Raw genomic sequence first — 25,978 nt, 5'->3', positions numbered from 1 at the left:
ACTCTTTTACTAATATAAAAGATGACCCCTATTGAATACAGAGGTCACCTACAGAGTTCTAGGCTTTATTAATAGCCATACAATACAAAATCATGCGTTGATTTTAATACTCAATCATCCTTCCTTTTATCCTTCCCTTTTCCCTTTCCATTTCCTTTTCCCTTTCCCGGGTTCTCTTTCTTTTTAGACGAATTCTTTTTGGATTTTCCTTGATCCTTTTTTTCTTCTTTTTTCGGTATAGGCATTGGAGGTACATTATCCCGCTTGACCCCTTTTATATACAGTTCATTCTGTATTTTTTCTACAGAGTTTGGCTGTACAAAACGTCCGCTCTCTTCCCCATATTCTTGCATCATTGCTTTAAAGATACCGTGGGCAATCCTTGAATCAGCAGCTGTCAGGTAATTTCCAGTCCCATTTTGCGCATATCCAGTCCATACAGTCATCGTGTAATTAGTGGTGTAGCCCGCAAACCAGCTATCACTTGTGGCATCCTGTGGATAGCCGAATTTGCTTAGCACCTTTGCATCAAAATTGGTCGTACCCGTTTTTCCTGCAAGATCCACTCCTGGAATTGCCGCTAACCTCCCTGTTCCGTTCGGTGCATTGATGACTCCACGTAACATATCTGTCACCATATATGCGGTATAGTCCTGCATTACACGCTCCGCTTTCGGCTTAAATTCAATTACTTTTCCATCAGGAAATTCGACTTTTGTGACAAAGTGAGGTTTTGTATAGATACCTTCATTGGCAAAGGCACCATATGCGCCTGCTAATTCAATCGGAGAAACCGCGTTACTTCCGATTGAATAGGATTCGTATACTTGCCCATTAGGATAGATGATACCAAGAGCTTCCGAAAAGTCTTTTGCTTTGTCTAATCCCACGCTCTCTAGTGTTTTTAAAGCAGGAATATTTCTTGATTCAATTAATGCTTCACGGATGGACATCATCCCACGATAATTGGTATAGGCATTTCGGATTGGATCTCCTGTTGAATACTGATAAGGAGCATCCTCAATTTGATGATAGGTAGACCATTTTAAATATTCAATCGCTGGACCATAGTCAAAAATCGGTTTAAATGTTGAGCCAGGTTGGCGTTTCAACTCTGTCACAAGGTTATGGCCCCGAAACGTCGTTTTAGACTCGTTTCGCCCACTTCCAATTGCTCTTATTTCTCCCGTCTTTGAATCCATAAAAGCAAAAGCAGTCTGAAAACGCTCATTCGGATATGCAACTATATCACCTGCAAGAATTGAATCAGCAAGCTTCTGGGCATTAGGATCGAGCGTTAAGTAAATCTTCAACCCATCTTTTGTTATATCAACGTCTTTTAACTGCGTCTCTACTTCCTTTACCGCTGCATCTAAAAATGCTTCATAAGGCATACCGTTTCTCACTTTCTCTTCAACAATGCCCTCGGTAACCGGAACTTGTTTAGCAGCCTCCATTTCACTGTTGGAAATATAACCATGTTTATTCATTAAGGTAAGAACAATATTCCTTCGCTTTGTTGCTGCCTGATGGTTATCTGACTTAGTTGGGTCATAGTTATTCGGACTTTGCGTTAATCCCGCAATCATCGCTGCTTGAGGCAACGTTAATTGATTGAGATTCTTTATATCTAGCCCATAATAATTCTCAGCAGCAGCCGCCACACCGTAAGAACGGTTGCCGAGATTAATTTTATTTACATACATCGCAAGAATTTCTTGTTTGCTGTACTGCTGTTCCAGCTTATAGGCCAGGTACCATTCCTGTACCTTTCGCTTAATCGTCTTTTCTGGAGTTAGAAACGAATTCTTAATCACTTGCTGCGTAATCGTACTTGCTCCCTGACTGCCAAATTCACCTGTTACGTTCACAAAAATCGCTTTCGCCGTTCTTAATAGGTCTACGCCTTGATGTTCATAGAAACGGTTGTCCTCTGTCGCAAGTATCGCTTCCTCAAGTTGTTTCGGAATTTGATCATACGAAATTTTCGTACGGTGTTCCGTCCCATACTCATGGATGAATTGACCATCTTTATCGTAAAACTTCGATGACAGTGGATCAGCTAGTTTCGCTGTATCTAGCTCAGGAGCATCTTGAATGAGAGCATAAACACTGATGCCAACTACAGATAAGCAAATAAAACTGAAAATCAGCAATCCGATTAGCAGCTTTTTAAAAAATCTTGGTGGTTTTTTTTGTCTCCTATTTTGCTTGTTGGCTTTTTCGGCAGACTTACGTTCTTCTCTTGATTGATAACTACCCGTCATGATGATGAATTCCTACCTTTATCAAGTTCTTTTCATAAAATACATTTCTAGATTTCTATCCTTCAGAATCTCTGAACCTATCTAGTTTTCATTTAAAGCAGAAACACGAATATAACGGATACGCGATGTATCAAGGCGATCCGCCCCTTGCTCCGAACGAATCTTTAAAAAGTTTGTCGTCGCAGTCTTTTTTACCAATTCCTCAAAAATTTGCCCTGCATGTATATTTAAATCTTTCACAATATTTTCTGTCTTTACCTTATCATCCAGAATATAACAAACTCGGAATTTATTCATAAAACAACACCTTTTCCATTTTTCTAATCATCGTAACTACTTTAAATGATGATTACTGAATACCATTCGTTAACGTCCCCTTTTTTATGGGGGTTATAGAAACAAGGGGACATACCTTGTGATTTTTTCCAATCCTTCGTAATCAATCCTCCCGGTTAACGTATATAAGAAGGTGGTATTTTAGCTAAAATAATAAAATGAGTGTACAATAACAAGGTATTTGTTTAATCATTCTAACTGGAGGAATTCCTATGAAGAAAATCTCACCACTCTTTTTCTCCCTGCTTATTTTGATGCTTCCTTTCTCATCTGTCTCTTTTGCCGATGTTGCTGAAGGGGACAAAATTATTACCCTTGGAGAGAACCTAACTGATGAACAAAAAGAACAAATTTTAGCTGAACTAGAACCGACAGATACAACTCAAATTATTACCGTTTCCAACCAAGAAGAGCATAATTACCTAGGCAACTTACTTCCTAAGGCAACGATCGGAACAAGAGCCATCTCTTCTTCTTCTATCACTTATACTAAAGCAGGAAGTGGATTAAACGTCACGACCAACAATATTAATTGGGTGACCGATGAAATGTACTTGAACGCATTAATAACAGCGGGAGTCAAAGACGCCCATATTGAAGTAACTGCTCCTTTTAGTGTTTCAGGTACAGCCGCTCTAACAGGATTGATTAAAGCATATGAAATTTCTACGGGAGAAGTCATTCCAGAAGAAGTGAAGAAAGCCGCGAACGAGGAAATGATTCAAACAGCCAAATTAGGGGATGAAATTGGCGCGGAAAATGCATCTGCTTTGTTTGCAAAAATCAAAGAAAAAATAGCAGAAAATTCCCCACAAACCAATGCAGAGTTACGTGATATTATTCTACAGGCTTCACAAGAGCTAGGAATAACTTTAACAGATGAACAAATCCAACTGTTAATGGACGTGTTTAATAAACTCAAAGATTTAAACATAGATTGGAACCAAGTAGGCGATCAACTTAACAAGGCTAAAGATAAAATTTCAAAATACCTTCAATCCGAAGAAGGACAAAGTTTTCTAGAGAGACTTAAGCAGTTCTTTATTTCCCTGATCGATGCAATAAAAGCCCTCTTTAATTAAGGCTCTTTTCTCAAACTTTTGTTGCTTTTTGGATACAAAATAGACGATTAAGCTTCATTCGCTGCAAATAGCTTTTTAACCATGAGAAAAGAGCTTGCAAACATACTATAACGTACAAAATCGCTTATCTTGCGTTAAAATCGGCTTTAGGTAGTAAAAATCGGCTTTAAGATTTTTACAATTTTAACAACAATCCTTACGAAAACAGCCTTAATTAAACAACAAAGGACCTTTCAATTGAAGGGTCCTCTGTTGTTTATGATTTAGTCTCCACTTATAGCTCCATAACACAATTTCAATCAATAAGATGAACTTCATCATCCACTTGTATTTCACCCGTTTTTATCACAGTAGCATAAACACCAAAATTACTTTTTCTTTCTTTTACAACCGTTTTAAGTAAACTCGAATCTCGTTCTGCATTATCAGGATCAACAGTAACAATCATACACCTTTTACAATAAGCTACTAATTGAATTTCTACTTCACTTCCTATTTTAATTCGTCGGCCAATCCATTCCTCTTCACTAAAAGGAACTTTATCTTTTAATGAAATAAATAGATTAGGACGAAAACGTCTAATATCAACCTCATCTTTCCCCCATAATTCCTTCAAGTGATCTAATGAGGCATCTGTTGCAAGTAGAATGTGTTCTACAGCAATTGGTCCAATCGGTACATGTGATGGCGGGTATTCCCTACTAGAAATTTGGCGGTTCGATTTGTTTTGCAATTCCTTAATTAATTCTTGATCTTCCCAATCGTAAACTTTCCCCTCCGGTGTGACTACTTCAACTTTAGGATATTTGTCTATTGATTCTTCTCCCACAAATTTTGCATGATATCGAACCATTTCTTGGAATTGTGTGATGGTTAAAAAATCCCCATCTTTTGATTCGTCTAAATAAGTATGGCTGCGGTCTCCATATAAACCATATTCCATGATTTTGGATTTTTTTACACTTTCCCCACGAAAGGATTTTACTGGGTGACGTACGATTTCCTTAATATGTCCGATTAACATTCAATTCACTCCAATACATATTTCGACCTAAGTATTACATAGCTATTTCTAGCAATATATGATACTTCCTATCCTAATCAATACTGATTAGAAGGTTAATTTACTTTGATTTTTTTACTACTGATGTTGTACTAAACTCACCATTGTCTAGGATTAATGCATTTAGCTGACCGCCGAAGGCACAGCCCCCGTCTATACCGATGACTCGGTTCGGACCAAAATAAATATTGTCTTGATTATGGATTTTTCTCGTTGGTGTATGCCCAAAAATAATAGTCTCCGGAAAATTGTACTCATAAATAAATTCATCACGAAGATGAAGAAACTCTAATTTAGTTGTTTTCTCTAACCCATTTTTCGGATTGACTCCGGCATGAACAAAAATCAGATTTGAATCCATTTTAAATAATGGAAGTGATTTTATGAAGGAAATTTGTGAATGAAAACGATCTTGGATGATTTTTCTTATTTGATTCTCCTTTCTTACGTCGGAAAGTAATTGGGAGATTGCTACCTGATCCATTCCCATTCTATGTAGGCAACTATTAATCGTAGCCATTCCACCATTCCTGCCGCCATAATAAAGAATATTTTCCTTTTCTTCAAGCCATTGTAAAAACAAGTCGTCATGGTTGCCTAGTAAAGCCGTAGCTCCTTGTCTACACCATTCTTTTACCATGTCTAATACTTCTATACTATCAGGTCCTGAGTCAACATAGTCTCCTAGAAAAATTACTTCCTCCGGTTGAGCTTTTGTCTTTATTAACAATTGATCCAGCTCCGCTGCACAACCATGAATATCCGATATCGCAATTTTCCTCAATTTTTTCACCTGCCCTATAAATACTTTAAAAGGGATGGGTGCCCGATTTTCCCCATCCCTTACTAGTATAAAGAAAAGATAGCATAATGGTTCTTGCTATCTTTTCAATAGTTTTCTATTTATTCTTTTAAATCTTCGATTGAATCAATATCCATGTATGCAGGTACGACTAGTCCTTGCGTTGTACCGGAAAGGTTTGGCCCAAGGTCCTCAAACTTGCCTTCGTATTCAGCATAATAGTCAGCGTGTGTTGTTGGTAACCATGCACCTACCATTGCATCACCACTTCCATCCGCTACACCTGCCCACATTGGACCTGCATCCACTTGAGTTAATTTTACTTCATACCCAATACTTTCAAGTACAATTTCAACGACATGAGAGCTAGCGATTACGTCATCCCACGCTACATAAAGAATCTGTAGCTCATCACCGTCAACCTCGTTAACCCCTTCAGTCCAAGTGCTAACTAACTCTTCATTTTCGCTTACCCATTGGGAAGCAGCATCAGCTGGCTCAGTACCATCATGAATTAAACCCATGACCACTTCCATATGTTCTGGTTCCCAGTGAAATTGATCAAGAAGCTTATAAGCATCCGGGTGGTCCTCTTTCAAGCCGAGACGTACAATCGTATTAATATCTTCAGCTCCACCAAAAATTCCTTTTGGGTCCTCTAGATATTTTAAGTCATAGCTAGCAAATTTCCAGTGCGGGCTCCAACCAGTTACAATGATTGGTTCCTCTTTGTCATATGCCTTTTTCAAAGCTGCTGCCATTGCAGCACCTGAACCCTCTACTACATCCCAATCTTCTAGTCCATATTCAGGTAAAGCATCGTTGATTGTTAATTTCATTAATCCTGCACCTGGATCAATTCCTACAATTTCGTAATCAAGCTGTTCACCTATCGAGTCAGATGAACTCCCTGTTTCTTCTGATCCACATGCTGCTAAACCAAAAGTTAGTGCTAATGCAGACGTGATTCCTACGAGTTTTTTTAACATTAAACTGTTCCCCCTTGTTTTTTCTTACCTATATTTTGAGTGATGCGGTCTAGTAATATCGCAATGACGACGATTGCCAAACCAGCCTCAAATCCAACACCAGTTTTGATTTGAGTTACGGCACGATAAACCTCTGTACCGAGACCAGGAGCCCCAACCATGGATGCGATAACCACCATCGATAAAGCTAGCATGATACTTTGGTTAATCCCCGCCATAATCGTTGGCATCGCAAGTGGTAGTTGCACCTTTAATAGCTTTTGCTTGGTTGTTGAGCCAAAGGCTTCTGTTGCCTCAATTAAGTCCGCTGGTACTTGCTTAATCCCTAATATTGTTAATCGAATGGTTGGTGGCATCGCAAAAATGACAGATGCAATAACACCTGGTACCACCCCGATACTAAAGAAGAAGATTGCTGGTAATAAGTAAACGAAAGCCGGCATGGTTTGCATTAAATCAAGTATTGGGACAACGATTTTTCTTACTCGTTCACTTTGTGATGCCCAAATGCCAACTGGAATCCCTATCACGATGGAAATCAATACAGCCGTTAATACAAGAGATAGCGTTTCTAACATTTCTTCCCAGTAACCTAAATTATCAATAAGAAATAAACCTAATAAGGCAAATAAACCAATTCTCCAATTACAAACCTTCCAAGCTAGTAAACTCATAAGAATGATTAATAGAATAGAAGGTACAAAACCTAAACCAGCGACGATTCCTTCAACAAAAGATCCAACTCCATTAGAAATGCCGTCAAACAATCCTTCAAAAGTCGCAGTCATCCAATCAACTAAATCATCAATCCAATTTGCTAAAGGAAGCTTCGGTAAAATTCCTTCCATCTTACATTACCTCCTTAGCTACTGCTGCCTCAGACTCGGCAACCTCATTTATATATTGTTCGTTACCTGTAAGAGCACCGATCACAGCACCTTTAATTAAGATTCCTTTTAATCGATTATTTTCATCTGTCACGGCTACAGGAATGGTTGCTGATGATACTTTATCAAATAAATCAATTAATATAGTGTCCGTCCCAACGGCCGTAATTTCCTTTTCTAGGAATCCATCAATCGATTGATTTCCTTCAGCCGCCTTTGAGGCATCCTTTGCGGTAATCGCACCCAATAGCTTTTGCTGTTTATCAACAACATAGATTGAAGAAATTCCTAAGTTCTTCATTAATTTAAGGGCGACACGAGGACCTTTATCAATTTGAAGCGTCTCTGCTCTCTTCATGACATGTTGTGCTGTCAATACCTTTGAAAGATCAACGTCTTCTACGAATCTTTCCACATATTCATTAGAAGGATTCATTAAGATTTCTTCAGGTGTGCCAATTTGAACGATGTTCCCATCTTTCATAAGGGCAATTCGGTCACCGATACGAAGAGCCTCATCTAAATCATGGGTAATAAACACGATTGTTTTCTCCATGTTCGATTGTAATTCTAGCAACTCATCCTGCATATCTTTTCGTATCAATGGATCTAATGCGCTAAATGCTTCATCCATTAAAAGGATATCAGGATCATTTGCCAGTGCTCTCGCTAGTCCCACACGTTGTTGCATCCCACCACTTAATTGACTAGGATATTGATCTTCATACCCCTTAAGTCCTACTAATTCTAAAGCTTCTAATGCCTTGCTACTTCTATCTGCCTTTTCCACACCCTGAATCTCTAGACCGTATTCGGTATTCTCAAGAACAGTCCTATGTGGAAACAAAGCAAACTTTTGAAAGACCATGCTCATTTTCTTTCTTCTTACTTCTCTTAATTCTTCCTTATTCATCTTCACTACATCTTTGCCATCAATTTCAACTTGACCAATGGTAGGGTCGATCAGTCGATTGAGTAATCTTACTAAGGTAGATTTCCCACTACCAGATAAACCCATGATGACGAAGATTTCACCTGACTTCACCTCAAAGGATGCTCGGTTAACCCCAACCGTTGAGCCCGTTTCCTTTAAAATTTGTTCCTTGGATTTCCCTTCTTTTATTAATTGCAAAGCCTTCTTTGATGACTTACCAAATATCTTGGTTACATCGTTGACTTTTATTTTTATATTATCCATCATTCCTTCACCTCTTTTAAATTGTCGCATAGGACTTTTTAATTATAGCCTGATAATTTGTAATAGTTCAAACTGTGTATTCTGTCAAATTAGTTTATATCGTACGTACAGAAATTACTGTTCGTATTGTAAGAACAATTAACTTAAAAATACTTTACTATGCTCCGTTTAACACTATGAAGTCGTACTTTACATTTCTTTATTGAATAGGTAGTTTAAGTTATATACCAAACACCTACCAAATTTAGGATGTGAAAAGAATGAAAGGCCATGAAATTTTAGAAAAATCCAGAACTAGCGTAATAGAAGCAATTTCACAAAATATGAACCTCTATGGTGTCACTCCCTCCGCCGGACGGCTATACGCTCTTCTTTTCTTCTCAGATAAACCGCTTACACTTGATGAAATGAAAGAAGACCTTGGGATGAGTAAAACAAGTATGAGTAATGCAGTCAGAACTTTACTTGATTTAAATATGGTTGAAAAGGTTTGGATAAAGGGTGTAAGGAGGAATTTATATGTAGTCAAGGAAGATCGTTATCAGCCTTTTTTTGATTACTTCACAACCAAATGGCGTACAGCTATTACAATGAATACCAGTATGATTGAAAAATCCATTGCTACATTACAGGAACTTCTTGCTCACCCGGAGACTACCGAAGAAACTCGTAAGCTTGCCCACTGTGTTATTAAAAAGCTTGATAACTGGCTTGATTATTACGGTTGGCTAAACCGTCTCATCGACAGCTTTGAAACAAAAGATATTCTAAATTTTATTCCAATTGAAAAGAGAAAGGATTAGGAGGACAATGGCACCATTGGGCAACAAAAAAAAGACTGAGTCTCCTCAGGTCCAAGTATGTAGTGGGTCGGTGAAAACCCTTGATATTATTGAATTGGCGGGACCGCGTGGGAATCGAACCCACCTGACCTGGCACGCAGGTCACAAGCGGTTTTGAAGCTAGAGGAAGGTAGCTTTTTTGTTTTCACTCAGTTTTATATAATGCAGCAAAATCCATTTCATTGTTTACATACTAAAAAAAGCTCCCCCTTCATAAAGAAGGGGGAGAGAAATATTTCTGTTGAGCTAAACCTTTCAATAATGATTTATTTATTTGACAACAAGTATTCAGTATCTCGGATGAGATAATCTGCATACTGTACAGAAATATGCTTGCCTTTTTGAGCCTGAACTTCATTTAAAAATGCAGCCAAATTTTCCGCGTTCAGCTTGCTCTTCAAGCTTTTAGCTATGCCGTTACTATCTATCCATCCAGCTTCCGTAAAGCGTGTAACCAATTCCTGCAAGGACTCGATGCTAGTAGTAGTTTGGAACTTAACAACCTTGGTTGCCTTGTTCCCAGCCAAATCGTATGCTGTTACGCTATACTCGTGCTGACCTAGCGGCAGGGTATAAAGAGGGATTGCCTTCCCGTTTACTACGGTGTTTCCATCCAATGCTATCGTTGTTTTTGTGTTGTCAATTCCGGACAAATTATCTTTGAGCTCCGTGACCGGGTTGATATCCACAGAATCGTTGTAAATATCACTCACAACGCCAGTTATATCGATAGCAGGAGCAGTGGCATCCAGATTAATAGAGATGTTTTGCTTCTCTTCCATATTTCCGGCATTATCCAATGAACGATAGCTTACATCATATTTTCCATCCTGATTGATTGTGATTGGCTCCGTATATGTTAGCCAAGTGTTTCCGCCATCCAGGCTATACTCCGTTTTGGCTGTACCAGATAGGTTGTCAGAGACGTCAAGACTCACCTTTACATCATGTGTGTACCACCCGTTCAGCCCGTCCGGTTGAGCCGGTGTGACTGCAGCGGTTGTAACAGGGGCTGTTGTATCAGCAGGTGTCACTTCAACACCGTCAACTACCAGTTTAATATCGCTAAAGGTTATATCTGCATTACGTGCTACAAACATACCCACGTAAACATAATCTGAATCGATGCTGGTGAGTTTAAAATCAAACCCTCCAGTGATCGTTTCTTCATTTCCAAATTTAGTAGCATAACCGTCTGAATTGCTTGAAATAGAAAGATTGACAGTGTCTCCTGCAGAAATTGGGTTTGCAGCTGTTCCACCTTGCGTAAGTACTCCACTCTTTCTAGCGAAACTATTCCAAAATCCTCCTGTCGCTGACTTAGTGAGCTTTAAAGTTGCTGCGGCAACATAGTCACCCAGAGTTGTGTTTAGATAAGAATCGATATACATTTCATCCCTGGCCATCAAACCAAAGGAGACTTGATCATTCAAACTAAAGCCATTAATTTTCGCTTTAGCTGTTAAAGTAAATGTGCTGTTTGCAGGTACTTTATAGTAATACATGGCCAATCCATCCGTCACACTGGCTATTTTCCCTTTATTATTGGCTACTGCAATATGCATGTTTCCTTCACTATCTGTTTCAAGGGTCTGATTTGCAGTGCCTGGGTCGCCACCAATATCACCGAATACCGTGCCTTTCCAAATACCATAATCTTCCCATAAAGTACTTTGCGGCAATTCACCGGTATACGGCGTTTCCTGATAATTAGGATTGGGAACTAATGTATCTGCTTTGGTTGGCGCTGCAGCATTTATCACATGTTCAGAAAGTCCGCTTACGCCTAATTCTTTAATTGCCTTTGTTTGAAGGTATGCATTATACCTTGCGCCCCAGATATTTGTGTGGGTATTATCCACACTTTGTGGTTTTGAAGAAGTCCAAGCATGGAGATTCAGAGTTTCACTTTGTCCCAGTTCGTCATATAGAGTTTTCGTTAAATTAGTCATATCAACTACCGGTACATTAAGCGCCGTCCCCAAATCCCGAATGGCTTGCGGATAATCGCCGCCCGGAAACTCTCCAACAGTGTTTGTAATATGAAGATTGGAATTGCTCCATCCACCTGTAGCCGTTCTTCTGACAATAGGAGTAGAAAGGATGACTTGAGTTCCCGCCGCCTGAGCTGGTTTAATATAATTTTCATACAAGGAATTCGCAAATGATCCTGGATCCAAATATGTTCCATTCGGATTTGTATATCTTTCTGGTTCCGTTTTTTCATCATTATGGCCGAAACCGATTAATAAAAAATCTCCACTCTTCATGCCGCTGAGCAACGTCTTATACTCAGGATCAGCTGTATAGCTTTTTGAACTTCTTCCCGACAAGGCGAGATTTTGTATGGTGAAGGAGCCATCGAGATAATTTCCAATTTGAGTGCCCCACCCATACCTTGGGTAAAAGTAATTATCCGTAAAAGAGCTTACAGTCGAATCCCCAACAATCCAAATCGTTGGAGTACTCGCAGTAGTCTTGCCTGTTATTGTCCGGTTGTCAGTTGGATCACTGGCAAATGCAGCAACGTTGTTAAATGCTAAGGTGAAAAACATGATAAAAGTTAGTAATGTGCTCATCGCTATCTTTGACTTAATTTTCATTCTTGAACCCCTCTCCAGAATTGAAGCTTTTTGTATGAGTTTCCTTTTACATGAATAGAGTAAATTTCTCCCCCTTCATACAAAAGAGGGAGAAAAATATTTCTTTTGCTAAACTTTTCAATAATGATTTATTTATTGGACAACAAGAACTCAGCATCCCGGATGAGATAATCTGCATATTGTACGGAAATATGCTTGCCCCTTTGAGCCTTAACTTCATTCAAAAATGCAGCCAATTTTTCCGCGTCCAGCTTGCTCTTTAAGCTTTTAGCTACGCCATTACTATCAATCCATCCGTCTTCCGTAAAGCGTGTAATCAATTCCTTTAAAGATTCGATGCTGGTAGAAGTTTGGAACTTAACTACCTTGGTTGCCTTGTTCCCCGCCAAATCGTATGCAGTTACGCTATACTCGTGATGGCCAAGCGGCAGCGTATAAAGAGGGATTGTCTTCCCATTTTCTACAGTGTTTCCATTCAATGCGATTATTGTTTTCGTGTTGTCAATTCCGGACAAATTATCTTTGAGCTCTATCACCGGATTGATATCCATGGAATCGTTGTAAATCTCATTCGCAACGCCAGTTATATTGATAGTAGGAGCAGTGGCATCTAGATTAATAGAGATGTTCTGCTTCTCTTCCATATTTCCGGCATTATCCAATGACCGATAGCTAACATCATATTTTCCAGCCTTATTAATTGTAATCGGCTCCGTGTATGTTTTCCAAGTATCTCCACCATCCACGCTATACTCCGTTTTGGCTGCACCCGATAGTTTATCAGAAACATTAAGACTCAACTTTACATCCTGTACATGCCACCCGTTCAGTCCATCCGGTTGAGCCGGTGTGACATCAGCACTTGTAACAGTGGCCGTCTTATCAATCCGAACATGTTGAGTTTGAGCCTGTTCAATATTTCCCGCATTGTCAACAGAATAGAAGGATATTTTATAATCTCCCTCTGAACTTATGGTAAAGGTTGTTCCCTTAACATAATCAGCCCCATTGATTGAATAGAAGGTTTCGGCAATACCACTCTCGGTATCGGAAGCCTCCAGTTTGACGGTTACATCTTCTTTCGACCAATCCGTTGGAGCATTGGAGGTTGTGACTGGAGCAGTTTGATCCACAGGTGCTGCAGAAAGACGATCAATAAGAGCCTGCGTCTCACCAGTCCAATAAGTATTTAGCTGACTTGTATAAACACCGCTTTCATCAGGGGTATATACACTTACTTTACTGTGTGAATCCACTTCAAATTGTACGCTGTTCTTACCGTCTACACCGCCTACTCTTACAGGTGGAATAACGTAGTTAGAGATGTTATATCCAAGACCCTGTATTTCTTTGGCAATTAAAGCGCCGTTGTAAAAACCGCCAATCTTATTATTGTGAGTTGAATCTGCAGGATTCATTACTGCCTTTGCTGAAGGCGAGCTTCCATTAACTGCTGCGGGGTCATTCTCGTATGCTTTTTCAAAGGAATCCTTTGTTAACTCAAACATATCAATAACTTTAACACCCTGCTCCGCACCTAACTGTTCAACAGCTTTTACATAAGCATTATTGGAAGTTGTAACTGTTCCAGTTGTGGTGTCCGTAGCATCATGATGAGTTCTTATGGTGCCATCCGAGTTAAAATATTGTCTTGAAACAGGAGTAACTAAAATAGGTGTTGCACCTGCATTTTTTGCTACATCAATATACTGCTGCAGATACCACTTGAAGGTACCGCTTGTATATGGATAAAATTCTGCGCCATACTGTGATAGACTTGCCGGTGTTGCCTCTTTAACACCCGGAGCGGAAGGATAAATACCATTTGCATCCGGTTCTCCCATAGAAACAAATCTGTCTAAGAGATATCCTGATGAATTGGATGAATCATTATGTCCAAATTGAACCAGCAGATAGTCACCGGCTTTAATGGTAGAAGCAATTTTATCAAGACTTCCCTCATTTATAAAGCTTCTTGAGCTTCTTCCTCCGTTTGCATAATTAACAACATTCACCTTGTCCGAATTGAAAAAGCCCTTTAAATATTCTCCCCAGCCACCTGTATCTGAGGTTGGGCCGTATGTCTTAACCGTTGAATCACCGGCTACATAAATATTTACACGCTGACCATCCGGAATCTCATTCTCTCCGCTACCGGATGAGCCAACCTTAACCAGGTTGTCAAGTTTAATCGACATCTGTGTGCCCTTCAAACCATTCACGGTTTCCGGCGTAACCACAGCCTTTATATAATGGTCTGCATCGGCACTTGTAATTTTGTACGTTTTTGAAATATACGCTGTTGTTGCACGGATCAACGTCTCAGTTCCATCCGCACTTACTCTGTACCACTCAATTAAAGAACTGTCGTTTAGGTTATCATTTAGATTAGTAAATTCATAACCTAAGCTAATGGTATTTCCGACGTAAGGTAGATTGATATCATCATCTGTTGTGAAGAAAGGAGCCACCTTAAATGTTGGCGCTGTCTCACTGTCAGCTGTATAAGATGATGGTGTCCAACCTCCAAAATAATCGGCAACATTCATTTCGGCAGCTTGTGCCTTAGTTAAAACGGTTGCTCTTCTTTGGGATGTTTCTACTGCAGAATGATTATAAGTCGTATTGTATTCTGCAAAATTTGCATTTTCAGGTGATGAGCCACTCATATCCGTCCAGCCTTTAGGGTCTATGATAGAATCGCTCTGAAGCTTGGTATTCAAGAAGGTTACTTTTGCTCCTGCTCCCCAAGGTCTTCCGAAGAAACCTGAAGTTTGCATATTTTTACTGCTGGCTGTTACAGTACTGTTCCTAAATAGGTATCCATGGGAGGCTGTATCCTTTGCTGCTGTGATATAACCACCTACAGCCTTCTCACTGTAACCGGCGAAATTCAAAGTAGCATTATCAAATACTACATTTCCATCACCAAATATATAGTCTGTGTTACCTTCTATAAAAGCGTTTTTAAAATAACTGCTATTCGTACTGCTGTTACCGGTGTAAAGTGTGTCCTGGCTTCCAAGGAAACTGCAATTAATAAACTCAGCTCGGTTTCCTTCAATAATCATAGCTGCAGCTCTTTCTGTAGCTGCTTTTGAAGTAACATCTGTAAAAGACTTTCTTTCTACATTGATCGGGCTTGCGGATGGTATATTGGCAAGCTCCACACCATCTGCTAATTCCTCATCTGTCATGTACTTGTTAAAGGAATTTTCAAATACGATGTTTTCTGCTTTAAAGTCGGTAGCCGTACTGGTGAGATAAACGGTACCTCCCCATTTACTGGCAATATTCTTGGAATACTTATCAAATGCTTTTTCTTCATCATAGAAGCCGTCAGACCCCATGCTGTAATATTTATACCCAATACCATAATACCAAGTAATTTTAACCTGCGTACTTGGATCGCTCGTTGGATTTGGATGAGCATTTACAAGTGTAATAAATGGAGTTTTTATTACAAGCTGTGCCCTATATACACCCGGCGCGATATGAATGGTGATTCTATGAGCTTCATCCGTTGGGTTCATTCGGGCTGCTGCATCGAGAGCATCCTTCACTGTACTGAAATTATTTTCCTTCGAGCTGTCGCCAACATACAAATCCGGAACCCAGGCAAGAGGCTCTAGAGCAGTGTTGTTAACAAACAGAAGATCCTTTGTGGTATCCTGCCCATTAATAACTAGGTGAGAACTCGTACTATAATTCTCGGAACTAACAGCTGTAACTTTATATGCACCATCTCTAAGGCTTACTGTGTATCCGCCATTTGAAACGGTCCCGGTATAAATGTATCCATCATCAACATTGGTAAATGTGATACTTGAAATTTTAGCTGTTGAGGGTAATCCCTTGAATAAACCTGTTGCAGTGTGTACTGCTTTTTTAGCAACTGTAATATCCTGAACGGTGTCAGCACTTAAATTTATACTGCCGCCATCCACAATTTCATAATCATTGACACCCGAAATAACGGCTGAATACGGTACTCCATCCTGAACATCAGCTTTAAATGTCTTATCATTTGCAACAATTGCTGTAACCGGTGAGGCAAGGCTTCCCTCTGGAGGAGTAAATTTGATTTCTAATTTACTTACATCATAACTGCTGTCAAACCCCTTAATATTACCGCTTATGGAGACAAGCTTTTTACACCTACGGTAGTGTCATCTGACTCATAATAGTAGGACCTATCACTTGTAACCGGATTGGCAATGGTTAAATCTCCAAATGCAGTGGTTACAAATGTACCGGATTTAATTGTAGTTTTACTGTTAAGAACCTCCGCTGTAATATTATTGTTGTATAAATCTCCCGAAGTTTGGATCCCTCCAAAATCCCATACGTCAACTTTTCGGGCAGTTGGTTCTGTTGGTTCTGTTGGAGTTGAATTCCCCCCTACAGATACAAGTTGGGTTTTGTAATTTTTGATTTTAGACATCAATGCTGAATTAAGGCTAGACGATTTATCGTCCACTGCATTATCAAATTCCCATGTAAAGTCTCCATTATTCATGCGTCCAGCTTCTGCCGTAACAATTTGCTCCACAAGGCTTACGTCATCAATGTCAGCTTCAGTGACGCCCATATCAATGCGAGTATCAAAGTTATTATAAGTTGTTCCGCCTACTAAGGTTTTGAAAGTGCTAGGAACGTTTTCACTTCTTGACGAAGCTAAGTAAGCATCAAATGATGTTGGGTTAGCTGGAGTGGTTCCTGCATCGGAATTGGCATAGATCAGACTTGCAGCCTCATCAATCCTATTGTTGTAGGCTTTAATCATTCCTCCATTTTCACCAGAGAAAGTGCCTGCGCCTAAAGCGTCAGTACCCTGCAAGGAACTCATCATTGGATATTTCGCATTTCTAAAGTAGTTTGATTCAACAAAGGATGAACTTCCTGTTGTTACACCAACACCATATTTAGAGATGCCGTCAAAGAAGTTATTGTATACATGGACAGTTCCTGTTCTTATACGTGGATGACGAGAATCTGAATGATCAAACCAGTTATGGTGCAGGGTTATAAAGAATTCTGCTGATTCATTCAAACCGACTAGAGAAGCTTTTCCAGCATCCCAGTAGTGATTGTAAGAAAGTGTAATATATGTGGATCCACTTTTCAGGTCAGTGGAACCGTCACCTTTTGCCTGGTCGGCATCTCCTCCCGCAGTTCCATAGAATAGATCATTATGATGAATCCAAACGTTAACATTGCCAGTATCCATTGAAATACCATCGTCAGGGAATAACGCAACACCTAAGTTTCTTACTTCTACATTACCGACATACCTAAGCAGAATTCCCCATCCATAAGCGTAAGTATCTTCCCCGATACCTTCTAATGTAATATTCATTTCCGAATAATTGGATTTACCTTTCACTTGAAGATATCCGCTGCTGTTAAGTTGTCCATTCATGTCAGCATCTGTAATTTTTCCAATAAATCGGATGGCAAGCGGTCTTTTATCATAGCCTTTTTGTCTCAGGTTCAGAATATCACCTATACCTTCACCTGTTGTTACAGCTCCTGAGCTGCTGGTTATCACATCAAGGGTTACGGTTTGTGCATTCTTGGATGTTACATAAAGAACTTGAGCGCCAGCTTTAAGGGTTCCATCCCCATTATAAGCACCTGAACCTGTGCCATATGTTGAGTTTGATGCGAAAGCAAATCCAGATCTGTCATGTGCAGCTACGGACAGCGTATTTGAAACCGTACTTACTGTTGAATTATCTGAAAGTACTGCTTCAACTTTCATGACATAATCTCCAGCTGCGAGCCCTACAGCGTCCGCTCTCCAATACGATCCGTAGCTTCGAATTAATTCAGTATCAATTTGTTTATATTGAGAATCTGGTGCGCTCGCAGATTTAACATATACGTTATAACTTGCCGCATCACTTACGGGCGACCATTCTACACTTGCCGTTTCAAACCAACCTCCACCGTTGGTTATTGAAAGGCTAGCAGCATAAACCGTAGTGTTTGCGAATCCACCGAATCCGCTTGCAACTATAGATAGTACAAGATAATACATAAAAATAGTTCTTAATTTTTTTTTTACAACCATTTTGTTCCTCCCTAGTAATTTGTCCCAGATAAACAGAAACCGCTTTCAAAAATACGCCATCTAGTTTTATGCAGAAACTATATCTTAAATAAGAATCATATAGTTACTGCAACATCCCTCCCCCCGCTACTACGAAATCTTTATTATTAAAAAGAGATAAAGCATCTGATCCCAATACCTCTTTTAATAATACATTTTTTGAAAATACTAGGATAAACGTCGTCTCGCCTTTTGAAAATGACGCACAGTTACCTATGACAAGCGAAAGAAAGCAAAGAAGTTTTATACTTTCTAGCATGTTAAGGAAATAGAACAAGATGGTGAAGGACTAGTTTTAAAATTTATTATAGTCAGAAATCTCAGACAACTATATATAAAATTTTACTCTTTTTGTTTAATATTTTTAGAGATGACAGTTTTTCGTAAGCGTCAAATAGCCCGAATAAAAGAGCTCAAAACAGACAAACCCCTTGATATCACTGGGTTTAGTTGGCAGACTGCGTGGGAATCTAACCCACCAGACCTGGCACGCAGGTCTCAAGCGTTTTTGAAGTTTGCTACCATCTGTTTTTCTAGTACCTTTATGTATCCTAAAGTACTGATATATCAAGGTTTCTTGCATCCTAATGCTTTCTTGTGATTTGTAATTTTAAAAGTTGGGGCACCAAGCATTGCACCAATTTTGCATCTAAAAACCTTTGAAAATGCAGCTATTGCGATAAACTGAACGGTCTTATAAAGTAAAAGCGAAATTGTAAAAAGAATCTTTTAAAGACCTTAAATACAATCTGCTTTTTTTGAAATGTGTCCGGTGTGCTGAATATAGATAATTGTCAGATGATGATGTTCACCTTTTTTCATTAATTTCAAACTTTTTTATTATTATAAATTAGTAACCTTACCCTTGTTTGGCATAATTATTGTTTTTGTTGTCCTAAACCTTTTATTACTTGACTAACGGATCCTCGTTCCGAAAAAGTCCTTCCTAAGTTGGTTTGAAGGTAACCGAATAAATCTTTGCTTTAAGGACCGTAAAATTGAACTATCAGCTTTATAGATTCCATATACGAACATTGTAATCACCAAGGACACCGTGAAAAGAGAGGAACCTACTATTATGTTTTAGAGTCAGGAAAAGATGCAAATGGGAAACGTGTAAGGATAAAGAGGCGCGGATTTAAGAAATTGAGCGAGGCAAAAACAGCGATGGCGAAGCTGATGCTTGAACTTGAGGCTGGAAGTCATCTTCGGGAAAATAAAATGCCTCTGAGTGAGTACTTAGATTGTTGGTTGGAAAACTACGCATAAACACCAAGTCTAAAACCTTTATCGAGTATGAAAAAATTATCAGGAATCATCTTCAACCACTACTTGGGAACATCTTGCTCAATAATTTAAGAAGCATTCAGCTTCGAACTATTATAAAGAGAAGCTGTCAGTATTATCCGCCCAAATCATCGCTTGCTCTCTAAGGCTTTTAATGATGCCAATGATTGGGAGTTCATAAGCAAGAATCCTGCGAAAGGGGCTAAACCTCCTAAACCAGTCCAAAAGGAGATGAATACTCTTAACGTCGAACAACTGAACTTGGCTTCTTGCGACAGCTAAAGAGAGGACACCGATTTATTTTCCGATTATCTTTACGGCTGCTCATACAGGAATGAGGAAAAGCGAATTAATTGGATTGAACTGAAAAAACGTAGACTTCAACCCACATGATCTTGTTTTTTGTAATACAAAAGGAAACATTATGGCTCCATCAGAAATCACAAGGGCTTAAGCCTGCATTGAAAGCTGCTAGATTATCAGACATCCGTTTCTATGATTTGCGACATTCCCAAGTTACTATATTACTAAAAGAGAACGTCCACCCAAAAATCGCCAGCGCTCGACTAGGTCATTCCAAAATCCAAGTGACAATGGATACGTATTCTCACCTAACGGATTCGATTGAAGGAATAGCGGTAGACTCCTTGAACCATTTGCTGAAGTAAATTTTAAGGCACCACAGGAAAATGGCACCATTTGGGCACCACGGAAATAAAAAAAGACCGAGTTCGACTCGGTCAATGTATGTAGTGGATTCGTGAAAACCCTTGATATAATTAAGTTGGCGGGACCGCGTGGGAATCGAACCCACCTGACCTGGCACGCAGGTCACAAGCGGTTTTGAAGACCGTCTAGCCATGTTAGAAAATTCCGAAAATGTGCGAATCCTTGCTATATATGGGACTAACCCCAATTCAATTATTATTATCCTTAAAAAAACGCACCGTCCCCTCACGGTCTACATGTTTCCATGTTGAACGGTTAATTGTTATTTTACAGTAGGACAAGACATTTGTCTATCCAATCCAAAGTTCCAACTTAATTTCTAAAATCGAATTCCTATGTAGATCGGAAGTTAATGAATTTTGTTCCTTAATAATATAAAAGGCATTCTTTAATTCCTAATATCTTTTCCATATTGATACACCAAAGAGCAGAAATTACGGGTTTTGTATCTAATAATTATTGAAAAAAAGAAGAGATCTTTGAATAGAGCTCTCCATCTACATAATTTATTTAACTAAAATTTTATTTTAAATTTCAGTATAAAAGAAATGTTCGTAATTCCAACTTCATAGTTACACCAATTTTACTTTGGGAATTCTAATAAATTAGACTGTGATTATTTGTATTATAGATGATCAAGGTATTTCAAGTAACTGATTTCTGAAACAATCGAATATGTTAATTTGTAACAAATCATGATTGAAATCCCTACATAAAGTAACCCTTATAAGTTTGTTTTTTTATATTTATAGTTACTATGTACACTAAGATTAACCGTATAACATGGTGCTAGCACCAAACTTTTTATTGACTTAATTGTCTAATTTTAAAACCTTTTAGAATAAAGAAGAAGGGTTATTATATTGTTCATAATACTCTTCAATTACTTGTGCTTCTTCATCTTTTAAATCATATAAGTTATATATTTCTTGGTCTATCTCTTTATCTAAATGTAAAATAACATTTTTTAATTCAGATAATTTCAATTTTTCCTTTATATAATAATCATACAATTCACTTTTTTGATTTAAATTCAAATGAATTTTGTAACTTTTTAATTCATCAACCATCGTTTCAAATGTGTGTTCATAGAATTCTTGAATTTTTGTTGATATTTTTTTAAGTTTAAATTCATTTTTAAGAAGTAATAATGCCTTGTTTTTATCATTTTCAAATTGTTTTGATTTAGAAATAAGTTCTTTCGCTTTATTTGCAATCAAAAGCTGCTCTTCTTTTTTAATCAATCTAATTGGCAAATCTCGTACTTCTTTAAGAGTAGTTTGTCTATAATCATCTTTTGTTGCGATACTTGAAAAATTTATATAAATATATGACAGCAACTTACTATTGATTAGTGTTAAAACATATATTGGCAAAAATCTTGCATCATCTACAACAAAAGGATTTATATCCTTTTTTGTCACCAAATCCCTTTCAACAATCATAGCCATTAAACGATCTTGCCGATTAACAATTCTCCGGATAAATATTTTGGGATTACCAATATAATATTTAATTAAATTTTGACTATCTTCCAAATCGATAAAATTTATTTCATTCATTACATCTGAGTATCGATAAACTTGTCCGTCTTTTAAGAAAGGAAAACAGAAATCGTGCTCTTTTATATCATAATATTTAAATTTACTTGCAACAGGACCTTGAGTAGAGAAAGTAATATTACCTAATTTTTGGAAATTTATTTCATCCTTTAATTGTTTTTCTATCTTAAAATACAAATTATATGCTTCATTCGATGCAAATATTTTTTTTATATGATGCTTTTTGAAGTGTTCAACCGAAACTGAATCCATTTTTACATCAAGCAATTTTATTCTGTCCAACTTTTCCCTTTTATTAAATTTATACCCTAAATAGGTCTTAGTATCTTTATTTTTACTTGCAACGAAAATACAGGTATCTACGTATGCATCAGGAAATATATTAAATGGTAAATTCACTAATCTTTCTAATGAAAGGTCCTTTTGAAATAAAATATTTCGGAAGTTTATATAATTTGGTCCTGTTTGCCATGTTACGGGAACAATTAAGGAAACTAATCCATCTTTATTAATTAACTCTGAGCACCTTACCATAAAGACAGTTGATAACTCCCATTTGCTTGTTAAATAATTCTTGTATTTTTTTTGGAAATAGGAACGTTGATCTTCTTTAATATATTCCATAGGGACATATGGGGGGTTACCAATAATAATATCAAATCCTCCATTATCCATAATGGCTTTAAACTGTTCGTTCCAGTTAAATGCTACATCCCCCCCAAGAGACTTTTCCTCTATAACCGAATTTCCAACAAGGATATTTTTATCCAGTGAAGTAAGAGTATCGTGACTGTTTGCAGTTTTTATCCACAATGACAATTTGGTAATCTCAACAGATTCCTTATTTAAATCAACCCCGAAAATGTTGTTTTTTAATATTGTTTTGTCAATATCCAAAAGCTCTGCTTGTTCAACAACCTCCTCTAACGGTTCATCTCTTATTATTAACTCGTATTGTCTTATAGTCTTATTTACATCAATATTTTCTTTATATAAATAATCAAAAGCTTTATTTAAAAAGGCACCACTCCCACATGCAGGGTCTAGAACTTTAATTCCTTCCAACACATGTTTATAATTCATCCAAAAATCAATATGAGTTTGAAGATGGATAGTTCGCCAGTTTTTGCTTTTTGCTTCAGTCCAAACCGGTAGTTCACTAAAACCTAAGTCTTGCTTTTTCTTTTCCAACCAAGTGCCTATGGAATGCCTTACAATATAATCCGTTATATAATCTGGAGTATAAAATATGCCTTCTTTTTTCCTTATTCCAGTGTTATTTTCCTCTTCTTTTAATTGTTCAATTTCTGAAATAGATTGCTCAAAAATATGACCAAGAATATTCACGTCTAAATCAGTTGTAAAATTATAAGAGAAAAAATTTTTTAATTGTTCAAAAACATCATTAGGAACGTTTAAATAGTCCAGGTCAGGATCGTGCTTAAATAATTCACCATTAAACTTGTTTATATTGAACTCGGAGTTCCCTCTATCAATATTACGGAATAATGTTTGTAAATAGGTCCAAATATTAACTCTTTCTGCGGATTGACCTTCCTCAATATACGATTTTAAGATATCTGGAGGAAGTAAACGTAAATCTTCGCAAAAGCGAATGAAAATAATACGATCTAATATTTTTTGTGATTTTTCCAATAGTAGTTTTGGTTCATGACTGGAATTGTTTTCAATCAATCGTTTCCAAAGTACCTTTCGAGTGTCACTGTATAATTTATAGAATTCTAATGTGATTTTTTTCTGTTCTTTGTACCTGTTTTCTCCTAATTTTTCTATTTTGGATTTATTATTAATTGATAAAAGATTATCTTTATTTAGTATGTAGTGGAATCGCTTGAATTCTTGTTCATCTTCAGACAATTCACTTAAAATAAAACGTTCATATTCAACTTGTGATCTACCATATTGATATAAGCGAATTTCATTAATATTTGAAATAATAATCCATTTACACCCTTCATATTTTGTTGCATATAAGAATCCTTGATCTACAGGGGTTCCATAATTTTTATTACCCCTTTTTTGATTATAATCTAATCTTATTTTTGGACCTTTAAGTTCAACTATCCCAAGTGTAATCCGTTCATTTTTTTCATAGGATCCCATGACAGCATCTGGTGTTGTTGCATCCAAGTCAGTAGACTTTTCAATTTCCATTGTCCACTTTTCATTTCCTGCTGTTACAGTTGAATATCCTAGTACATTACCAAATATTTCACTTAGAAATTGAGTTTGAAGCTCTTTTTCTGAAAGACGATTAATTAATTCACGATTTCGGTACCAGTTTTTAACTATGTTAATTTTTGTATCTAAATTTTCTATTTGGTAATTATCCAGTTCAGATTTAATTACCCTTGGATCAAATAATAACGATTGATTTCTTTCCAATACCTTTCACCCTTCGATAAATATATTAGATGTGCAATAAAATTCAATGGAAAAATTATAATTAAAGGTTGTATAGATAAATTGTACCATTTTTTGAACTATAATAGCTGATTAACCAGAATTTCTATTTATTAATGGAAATATAGAATAAAAAAAATCGTCCTAGACGATTTTTTAAATGTATTTTGTAATCAAAAAATATGTATGAAAAACCCTTAAAAAGAAGGTGTATATTTTTGAAGAGAAGAACTCAATTAGTGTTAGAGCTTTTACCTTTTGAAACATTCTCTTGCAGTTCATTATTATTTCCATTTAAACTTTTATTTTTATTTGTCTGATTTTGTTCAACTGGAATATTCTTATCGAGCTGTTCATTTTGGTTTGTAAACAGGTCCTGAGTTAAGTAAGTTCCCAAAATTAAGACTATCATAAATACAATCATTCCGAAGGTTAACCAAAAATATTTTTTTAAATTTGACCTTATTGAATTAATTGCAGGTGTTACATATTTTTCTTTAATCTGTTCTTTTTCATCAAGCGCTATATTAGTAAAGTTCTCATTAGTTAAATCATAAATATAATTAATATCTGTTTGCTTTTTTAAAGCGAAGTGACGATTAAAAGAATAGGACAAAAGAAAATATAAAATATGCAGTCCTAGCGCAACAACTAAAAATAAAAAGTTCCCTCTAGCCATAACAACGATTCCAGAAAAAACTGCAGTAATAAGTGCCAATATAGAAGTGCTTATATTTGTTGCAATCTTATCTGCAGCTTCTCTTGCTTCTAAGGCATATTTATGAGCTAAATCAATTGCATCTTTAGTATCATCGAAAAATTTTTTTATTTTGTCTTGAACGTACATTGAAAAATGTCTTTCAATGGTTTGTTTCATTTTATCCAATTGTTCATCCAATTGTTTTATTGTTTCTTGATGCAAATAAATAGTGATAATATTTCTTGTAATTTCTAATTTATCTTGTGTTTGCTCTGCTCCGAATGAAAACTTAAAAATAGAATAGAGAATGGAAGCGTTCTTTGGAATAAACGTTTCGTCATGAGCTAGTTCTAAGTTTTTTTGTCCTCTAATGGTAAATATGTTATCTTTAAACTTATTTGCAATGTGTATCAAACTAACAAAAAATAAGTTCTGTTGTAATTGTCTGTTTAAGTTTTCATGATTTGTATCTAACGAAAAGGCATGTGGAAAAGGAAACCAGTGTTCAACTCTTGTCAACTCTTCTCTACTTTCCCTTATAATCCTAATTTCTTGAATTTGTTTTTCTCCCAATGGCTCAACATGGTATTTACCTAGATCATTTATAGGGATAATCTTTACAAAATGGTTTTTAAACATCTTGTCAACTGGAAGATAAATATGTATAAATTTTTCATAGTTTACTGATTGAAGAATTGAAAGGAATTTTTCGTTTTGCCACTTAAAAAAGGATAAAAAAGATTCCATTTCAAAAAACAAAATTTGATTATCATTTAATGAAAAACCTATTTTTTTATTTACTGATACCGTTAATAATATAGTTTGTTCGTTTTGTATATAACGACTGGTCTTAATGAAATCTCCGTCATAAAATGGCGAAGATCCGTCAATGACAAATTTAAAACTTATATCTGTTCCCTTAAGCATCAACTGGTTTTCATTAGTTTCAAAAAAAGGCTTAAAGTCTATCCCTTTTCCTTCGTAGGTAACAAATAATGTATCAAAATGCTCTTCCCATGATGTTTGTGTAAAAACTCCTCTTAAATCGACAAGAAGGGATGCGAAACGTTGAAATAAATTATTCACCGATAC

At 36.9% G+C, this 25,978-nt stretch carries 17 protein-coding genes; 5 read left to right on the top strand and 12 right to left on the bottom strand.

What is annotated here, in order from left to right; translation table 11 throughout:
• Window positions 1-110: 110 nt before the first annotated feature.
• Both LG336_RS05885 and LG336_RS05880 read right to left on the bottom strand, forming a co-directional pair.
• Window positions 111-2,267: a transglycosylase domain-containing protein gene (locus tag LG336_RS05885; RefSeq protein WP_404331634.1), complete on the bottom strand. Its 2,157-nt coding sequence runs from the start codon at window positions 2,265-2,267 to the stop codon at window positions 111-113.
• 81 nt (window positions 2,268-2,348) lie between these two features.
• Window positions 2,349-2,564: a hypothetical protein gene (locus tag LG336_RS05880; RefSeq protein WP_404331633.1), complete on the bottom strand. Its 216-nt coding sequence runs from the start codon at window positions 2,562-2,564 to the stop codon at window positions 2,349-2,351.
• Window positions 2,565-2,815: 251 nt separating this feature from the next.
• Here LG336_RS05880 and LG336_RS05875 point away from each other — a divergent pair, with 251 nt between their 5' ends.
• Complete coding sequence (locus tag LG336_RS05875) at window positions 2,816-3,685, top strand: DUF1002 domain-containing protein (RefSeq protein WP_404331632.1); 870 nt, start codon at window positions 2,816-2,818, stop codon at window positions 3,683-3,685.
• A 295-nt stretch (window positions 3,686-3,980) separates the two neighbouring features.
• Here LG336_RS05875 and LG336_RS05870 read toward each other — a convergent pair whose 3' ends face one another.
• The 5 genes from LG336_RS05870 to proV all read right to left on the bottom strand — a co-directional run bounded on the left by LG336_RS05870 (window position 3,981) and on the right by proV (window position 8,627).
• The gene (locus LG336_RS05870; protein ID WP_404331630.1) at window positions 3,981-4,709 is read right to left on the bottom strand and encodes an MOSC domain-containing protein; all 729 of its coding nucleotides are present in this window, start codon (window positions 4,707-4,709) and stop codon (window positions 3,981-3,983) included.
• A gap of 100 nt (window positions 4,710-4,809) precedes the next feature.
• Complete coding sequence (locus LG336_RS05865; protein WP_404331629.1) at window positions 4,810-5,532, bottom strand: metallophosphoesterase; 723 nt, start codon at window positions 5,530-5,532, stop codon at window positions 4,810-4,812.
• A gap of 119 nt (window positions 5,533-5,651) precedes the next feature.
• Window positions 5,652-6,539: a glycine betaine ABC transporter substrate-binding protein gene (locus LG336_RS05860; protein WP_404331628.1), complete on the bottom strand. Its 888-nt coding sequence runs from the start codon at window positions 6,537-6,539 to the stop codon at window positions 5,652-5,654.
• Complete coding sequence (locus LG336_RS05855) at window positions 6,539-7,387, bottom strand: ABC transporter permease (protein WP_404331627.1); 849 nt, start codon at window positions 7,385-7,387, stop codon at window positions 6,539-6,541. Before LG336_RS05855 ends, LG336_RS05860 begins: the two co-directional genes overlap by 1 nt.
• Before the next feature lies 1 nt (window position 7,388).
• Complete coding sequence (gene proV / locus LG336_RS05850) at window positions 7,389-8,627, bottom strand: glycine betaine/L-proline ABC transporter ATP-binding protein ProV (protein WP_404331626.1); 1,239 nt, start codon at window positions 8,625-8,627, stop codon at window positions 7,389-7,391.
• A gap of 257 nt (window positions 8,628-8,884) precedes the next feature.
• Between proV and LG336_RS05845 the strand changes: the two genes are divergently transcribed.
• Entirely contained in the window at window positions 8,885-9,427 is a 543-nt protein-coding gene (locus LG336_RS05845) for a GbsR/MarR family transcriptional regulator (RefSeq protein ID WP_404331625.1), read from the top strand.
• 305 nt (window positions 9,428-9,732) lie between these two features.
• Here LG336_RS05845 and LG336_RS05840 read toward each other — a convergent pair whose 3' ends face one another.
• From LG336_RS05840 to LG336_RS05830, 3 genes are all read right to left on the bottom strand, one after another.
• Window positions 9,733-12,045 (bottom strand): OmpL47-type beta-barrel domain-containing protein, encoded by a 2,313-nt coding sequence (locus tag LG336_RS05840; RefSeq protein ID WP_404331624.1) that lies wholly within the window; start codon window positions 12,043-12,045, stop codon window positions 9,733-9,735.
• A 152-nt stretch (window positions 12,046-12,197) separates the two neighbouring features.
• A complete protein-coding gene (locus LG336_RS05835) occupies window positions 12,198-16,016 on the bottom strand; it encodes a pectinesterase family protein (protein WP_404331623.1) in 3,819 nt (1,272 codons plus the stop codon).
• Window positions 16,017-16,204: 188 nt separating this feature from the next.
• A complete protein-coding gene (locus LG336_RS05830; protein WP_404331622.1) occupies window positions 16,205-18,145 on the bottom strand; it encodes a polysaccharide lyase family 1 protein in 1,941 nt (646 codons plus the stop codon).
• A 1,044-nt stretch (window positions 18,146-19,189) separates the two neighbouring features.
• On the opposite strand from LG336_RS05830, the gene LG336_RS05825 reads away from it, so the two are divergent.
• The 3 genes from LG336_RS05825 (at window position 19,190) to LG336_RS05815 (ending at window position 20,139) form a co-directional block, all read left to right on the top strand.
• Window positions 19,190-19,453 (top strand): Arm DNA-binding domain-containing protein, encoded by a 264-nt coding sequence (locus LG336_RS05825; protein ID WP_404333105.1) that lies wholly within the window; start codon window positions 19,190-19,192, stop codon window positions 19,451-19,453.
• The gene (locus tag LG336_RS05820; RefSeq protein ID WP_404331621.1) at window positions 19,429-19,617 is read left to right on the top strand and encodes a hypothetical protein; all 189 of its coding nucleotides are present in this window, start codon (window positions 19,429-19,431) and stop codon (window positions 19,615-19,617) included. The genes LG336_RS05825 and LG336_RS05820 overlap by 25 nt, the downstream gene beginning before the upstream one ends.
• Window positions 19,618-19,860: 243 nt before the next feature.
• Window positions 19,861-20,139, top strand: a complete 279-nt coding sequence (locus LG336_RS05815; RefSeq protein ID WP_404331620.1) for a tyrosine-type recombinase/integrase — start codon at window positions 19,861-19,863, stop codon at window positions 20,137-20,139.
• A gap of 897 nt (window positions 20,140-21,036) precedes the next feature.
• Here LG336_RS05815 and LG336_RS05810 read toward each other — a convergent pair.
• Complete coding sequence (locus LG336_RS05810) at window positions 21,037-24,168, bottom strand: Eco57I restriction-modification methylase domain-containing protein (protein ID WP_404331618.1); 3,132 nt, start codon at window positions 24,166-24,168, stop codon at window positions 21,037-21,039.
• Window positions 24,169-24,418: 250 nt separating this feature from the next.
• A complete protein-coding gene (locus LG336_RS05805) occupies window positions 24,419-25,972 on the bottom strand; it encodes a hypothetical protein (RefSeq protein ID WP_404331617.1) in 1,554 nt (517 codons plus the stop codon).
• Between the last annotated feature and the right edge of the window lie 6 nt (window positions 25,973-25,978).

The sequence above is a fragment of the Mesobacillus maritimus genome, assembly GCF_044803185.1.
Classification (GTDB): domain Bacteria; phylum Bacillota; class Bacilli; order Bacillales; family Cytobacillaceae; genus Mesobacillus_B; species Mesobacillus_B maritimus_B.
This window is presented reverse-complemented; position numbering and strand designations above follow the sequence as displayed.

Excerpts from the sequence above, each read along its gene's own strand:
- LG336_RS05880 (WP_404331633.1), bottom strand. The coding sequence starts at position 2,564 with ATGAATAAATTCCGAGTTTGTTATATTCTGGATGATAAGGTAAAGACA.
- LG336_RS05845 (WP_404331625.1), top strand. The coding sequence starts at position 8,885 with ATGAAAGGCCATGAAATTTTAGAAAAATCCAGAACTAGCGTAATAGAA.
- LG336_RS05830 (WP_404331622.1), bottom strand. The coding sequence starts at position 18,145 with ATGGTTGTAAAAAAAAAATTAAGAACTATTTTTATGTATTATCTTGTA.
- LG336_RS05855 (WP_404331627.1), bottom strand. The coding sequence starts at position 7,387 with ATGGAAGGAATTTTACCGAAGCTTCCTTTAGCAAATTGGATTGATGAT.
- LG336_RS05840 (WP_404331624.1), bottom strand. The coding sequence starts at position 12,045 with ATGAGCACATTACTAACTTTTATCATGTTTTTCACCTTAGCATTTAAC.
- LG336_RS05875 (WP_404331632.1), top strand. The coding sequence starts at position 2,816 with ATGAAGAAAATCTCACCACTCTTTTTCTCCCTGCTTATTTTGATGCTT.
- proV (WP_404331626.1), bottom strand. The coding sequence starts at position 8,627 with ATGATGGATAATATAAAAATAAAAGTCAACGATGTAACCAAGATATTT.
- LG336_RS05870 (WP_404331630.1), bottom strand. The coding sequence starts at position 4,709 with ATGTTAATCGGACATATTAAGGAAATCGTACGTCACCCAGTAAAATCC.
- LG336_RS05885 (WP_404331634.1), bottom strand. The coding sequence starts at position 2,267 with ATGACGGGTAGTTATCAATCAAGAGAAGAACGTAAGTCTGCCGAAAAA.
- LG336_RS05860 (WP_404331628.1), bottom strand. The coding sequence starts at position 6,539 with ATGTTAAAAAAACTCGTAGGAATCACGTCTGCATTAGCACTAACTTTT.
- LG336_RS05815 (WP_404331620.1), top strand. The coding sequence starts at position 19,861 with ATGATCTTGTTTTTTGTAATACAAAAGGAAACATTATGGCTCCATCAG.